General features: G+C 54.3%; 4 protein-coding genes. 2 read left to right on the forward strand and 2 right to left on the reverse strand.

The window, feature by feature from the left end; translation table 11 throughout:
- Positions 1-326: 326 nt before the first annotated feature.
- Positions 327-1,307, reverse strand: a complete 981-nt coding sequence (locus ACFE7X_RS24970; RefSeq protein ID WP_375438391.1) for a polyprenyl synthetase family protein — start codon at positions 1,305-1,307, stop codon at positions 327-329.
- 146 nt (positions 1,308-1,453) lie between these two features.
- Between ACFE7X_RS24970 and ACFE7X_RS24975 the strand changes: the two genes are divergently transcribed.
- The gene (locus ACFE7X_RS24975; protein WP_375438392.1) at positions 1,454-2,323 is read left to right on the forward strand and encodes an alpha/beta hydrolase family protein; all 870 of its coding nucleotides are present in this window, start codon (positions 1,454-1,456) and stop codon (positions 2,321-2,323) included.
- Between the two features lie 152 nt (positions 2,324-2,475).
- A complete protein-coding gene (gene folK, locus ACFE7X_RS24980; RefSeq protein WP_375438393.1) occupies positions 2,476-2,961 on the forward strand; it encodes a 2-amino-4-hydroxy-6-hydroxymethyldihydropteridine diphosphokinase in 486 nt (161 codons plus the stop codon).
- Between the two features lie 234 nt (positions 2,962-3,195).
- Here folK and fabD read toward each other — a convergent pair whose 3' ends face one another.
- Positions 3,196-4,083 (reverse strand): ACP S-malonyltransferase, encoded by an 888-nt coding sequence (fabD, locus tag ACFE7X_RS24985; protein WP_375438394.1) that lies wholly within the window; start codon positions 4,081-4,083, stop codon positions 3,196-3,198.
- Between the last annotated feature and the right edge of the window lie 161 nt (positions 4,084-4,244).

Below are 4,244 nucleotides of genomic sequence, written 5' to 3' on the forward strand. Positions count from 1 at the left end.
ACCTGGCCAATTCTACGGAAGACGATGGGCAGTTCGAGACAGAAGAAATTAAGTGCCCTGGCTGCGACATGATTCACGAAATCACCGTCAAAAGCACCTTCGACGGCGTCACGTTCGAAGTATCTGAAGTGGCACCCGACAGCGTGGAGTATCAGATAGCCCAGTAGTTGTCGTTGCAAGGAACGGGAAATTCTTGCTCTCGAAGATTAACCTACCCATAAACAAGCCCTTACTACCAGTGCGGTAGTAAGGGCTTGTTGCATTTTTATGGTCGGCGTAATAGAGGAAGGATTGCTCTATTCGGCGTCCTTACAACGACAGCACGTTTACTTTTCCCGCTCTATGGTGTAGTTTATTAGCTGCTCCAAGGAGAATCGGGAAGGCGAAGCGGGAAACGTGCGGAGGATAGTTAGGGCTTCGTCACGGTATTTTTCCATCACGCTAATGGCGTATTCGAGCCCGCCTGTTTTTTTCACGAACTCAATTACTGCTTGCACCCGGTCTTTGCGCCCATCGTTGTTCTTAACGTTATAGATAACACGGCGTTTGGTAAGCCAATCGGCTTGCTGTAGCGAATAGATGAGCGGCAGGGTCATCTTTTTCTCTTTGATGTCGATGCCCAATGGCTTGCCGATTTCGGCCGTGCCAAAGTCAAAGAGGTCATCTTTGATTTGAAAAGCCATACCAACTTTTTCCCCGAATAGCCGCGCGCGTTCAATGGTTTCCACGTCGGCCCCGGCTGAAGCCGCCCCGACAGCGCAACAGGAAGCAATGAGGGAAGCTGTTTTCTGGCGAATGATGTCGAAGTACACGTCCTCGGTGATGTCGAGGCGGCGGGCTTTCTCGATTTGAAGCAGTTCGCCTTCGCTTAGTTCGCGTACCGCGTTGCTTACCAGTTTGAGCAAGGCGTAATCGTCGTTTTCGAGACTAAGCAACAGGCCTTTGCTGAGCAGATAATCCCCGACCAAGACGGCAATCTTGTTTTTCCAGAGGGCGTTGATGGAGAAGAAGCCGCGCCGGTAGTTGCTTTCGTCTACCACATCGTCGTGCACGAGCGTGGCGGTGTGCAGCAGTTCGATAAGCGCCGCCCCGCGGTAGGTAGCTTCGGGCAGTGGGTCGCCCCCGCTGATTTTGGCCGTGAAAAACACGAACATAGGTCGAATCTGCTTGCCCTTGCGCTTCACGATGTAGCCCATGATTTTATCGAGGAGCAACACCTTGGTTTGCATGGACGCCCGGAATTTTTGTTCAAATTCCGCCATCTCAGTGGCAATTGGCGCCTGTATTTGGTCCAGCGTAACGTTCATGCAGCGGTTTTGGGCGCTGCAATGATACGGGGAAAATGGTGAAATAGTGAGGTGGCCAAACGAGGGGCTCTGCATTGTTGCCCCCGTCTGCGGACGGCAAACATCCTATCTTCCCTCTCATCCTTCCACCGTCTATCTTCGCCTTTATGCCTACGTCACCTATCCGCCTCGATTTTCAACTCACGAGCCCCCATCATAGCCGGCCTTTCACTGCCGACGCCCGCTACGTGCCCGACGGACAGCCCAAGCCCGTAGTAGTGTTCGTGCACGGCTTCAAAGGCTTCAAGGATTGGGGCCACTTCAACCTGTTAGCCGATTATTTTGCGCAGCAAGGCTTTGTGTTTGTAAAGCTGAATCTTTCGCACAACGGCCTGGTGGTAGGTGGCACCGGGGACTTGGAAGACCTCGAAGCTTTCGGCCGAAACAACTTTTCGCTGGAACTCGACGACATTGGCGTGCTACTCGATTGCCTGGAACAACCCGCCACCTCTGGTATTCCGGCCACCGAAACCGACCTGACGCGCCTGGCCCTACTAGGTCACAGCCGCGGCGGCGGCTTGGTGCTTCTAAAAGCTGCCGAGGATTCGCGCGTTCGGGCCGTAGCGACGTGGGCCGCCATCAACAACATCAACCCTGGCTGGACCGAGGAACTCATGCAACAATGGCAACAGCGGGGCGTCTACCACGTCGAGAATAGCCGCACCAAGCAGCAATTACCCCTCTATTACCAGATCGTGGAAGACTATCATGCCAACCGCCTGCGCCTGGATATCTCGCACATTGTGCGCCGCAAGCTGCACAAGCCCTTGCTTGTTTTGCACGGCGACCAGGACGAAACTGTACCCGTACAGCGCGCCCACGAGCTAAAAAGCTGGAAACCCGATGCCGAGCTGCTCGTTCTCCCCAACGTGACACACAACTTCGGTGGCGCCCACCCATGGACCTCTGAAGAGTTGCCTGTTGATGCGCAACAAGCCGCCGACGCCACTGTAAAGTTTTTGCAGCGGGTGCTTTAAAGTATTAGAGCTTGGAAGATGATTGGCGGTTCTTGCCTATTCTTCCAGCTCCGCAAACGCTACTATCCTTATTACCTTCACGATTCCAACCAATTTTCGAATAATTTCTTGGTTGACTTCTTTGATTTCAGTTACTCCCGCTGCTTAGGTTCATGGCTGTTTCTTACCTTTTACTCGGCTCCAACCTTGGCGACCGAACGGCCATTCTCTACGAGGCGGTGCAGCAGTTGTCAGCTACAGCCGGCACCGTGGAGGCGACGTCGGGGCTGTATGAAACGGCTGCTTGGGGTTTAGAAGATCAGCCAGCTTTCCTTAACCAAGCGGTCTGCTTGCGTACGTCACTTTCACCGGAGACACTGCTGGATGTTTGCTTGCAAATCGAGCAAGTAGCTGGCCGCGAACGGCAAATCCGTTGGGGCGCCCGCACCCTCGACGTAGACATTCTCTTCTATGACCACCTTATACTCGATACGCCCCGCCTCACCGTGCCGCATCCACGCCTGCCGGAGCGCCGTTTCGCGCTGGTGCCGCTAGCGGAAATTGCTGCTGAGCTTATGCACCCAGTACTCCGCCAGACAATAGCGGAGTTGCTGCTAGCGTGCCCGGATGAGCTGGCCGTACTGAGGGTTAAAAAGTAAGGTTCTCTTGTGGTCATTATTACCTAGTAGCAGTTGTTTTGTCTCCGTGATAAACGAGCCTAACTGAAACAATCTTCCGAGTTATCAGGAGTCTGCCTTCTACATTTTTCGCTACTGGGCTATTCATAGAAGCGCCACAGTTAAGCGTAGATTTGCTTGGTTATCAGCAAACAACAAATAAGTACCAAGGCCGCGTGGAGTCATCCACGGGGCCTTGGTACTTACCTCAATTACTTATATTGCTGCCGAGCTTGCCGTTACCTCCGGCGCGATTTTCTTGACCAAGCCCTGCAATACTTTGCCAGGGCCGCACTCCACAAACTCTGTGGCACCATCCTGCGCCATGCGCTGCACACTCTGCGTCCAGCGGACGGGAGCGGTGAGTTGGCGCACCAAGTTTTCCCGAATCTCGTCGGGGTCACGGTGCGGGGTGGCATCCACGTTTTGGTATACGGGGCAGGTACCGGCGGAGAAGCTGGTTTTCGCAATGGCCTCAGCTAAAGCGGCTTCCGCCGACTGCATCAAGGGCGAATGGAAGGCTCCTCCTACCGGAAGCGGAAGAGCACGCTTGGCGCCCGCAGCTTTCAATTGCTCGCATGCCAGTTCTATGCCACGCTGGGAACCCGATACCACGAGTTGACCAGGGCAGTTGAAGTTGGCAGCTACCACTATATTGCCGGTCTCCGTTATTTCCTGGCAGATGCGAGTCGTGGTATCGTCATCAAGAGCCAAAATGGCGGCCATAGTTCCAGGCTGCTCTTGGCAGGCCACTTGCATAGCTTGGGCCCGCTTGGCAACCAAACGCAGCGCATCTTCGAACTGCAACACCTTGGCGGCTACCAGGGCCGAAAATTCGCCCAGCGAATGACCGGCTACCATATCAGGATTAAGGTTGGGCAATACGGCAGCCAGCGCTACGGAGTGCAGGAAGATGGCCGGCTGCGTGACATCAGTACGGCGCAGATCCTCTTCGGAGCCGTGGAACATAACATCGGTAAGTCGGAAACCGAGGATTTCATTGGCTTGATCCATTAGGCGTTCTGCCTCAGGATACTGCTCATACAGGTCACGACCCATGCCGCTGAACTGGCTACCTTGGCCCGGAAAAACAACTGCTTTCATAAGGAGAGAAACGGAGGAAAAAGATGGGGCGGCAAGATAGTAGGAATAAAAAAGCCCGCTACCAGAAGGCAGCGGGCTTTGTAACAAGCGCTTTAAGTGAGGCTCAAGCAGGTTAACGGGTGATCTGGACCCAGCCCTTGTAGGTGCGCTTGGTGCCCGCG

This window comes from uncultured Hymenobacter sp., from assembly GCF_964242765.1.
GTDB lineage: Bacteria > Bacteroidota > Bacteroidia > Cytophagales > Hymenobacteraceae > Hymenobacter.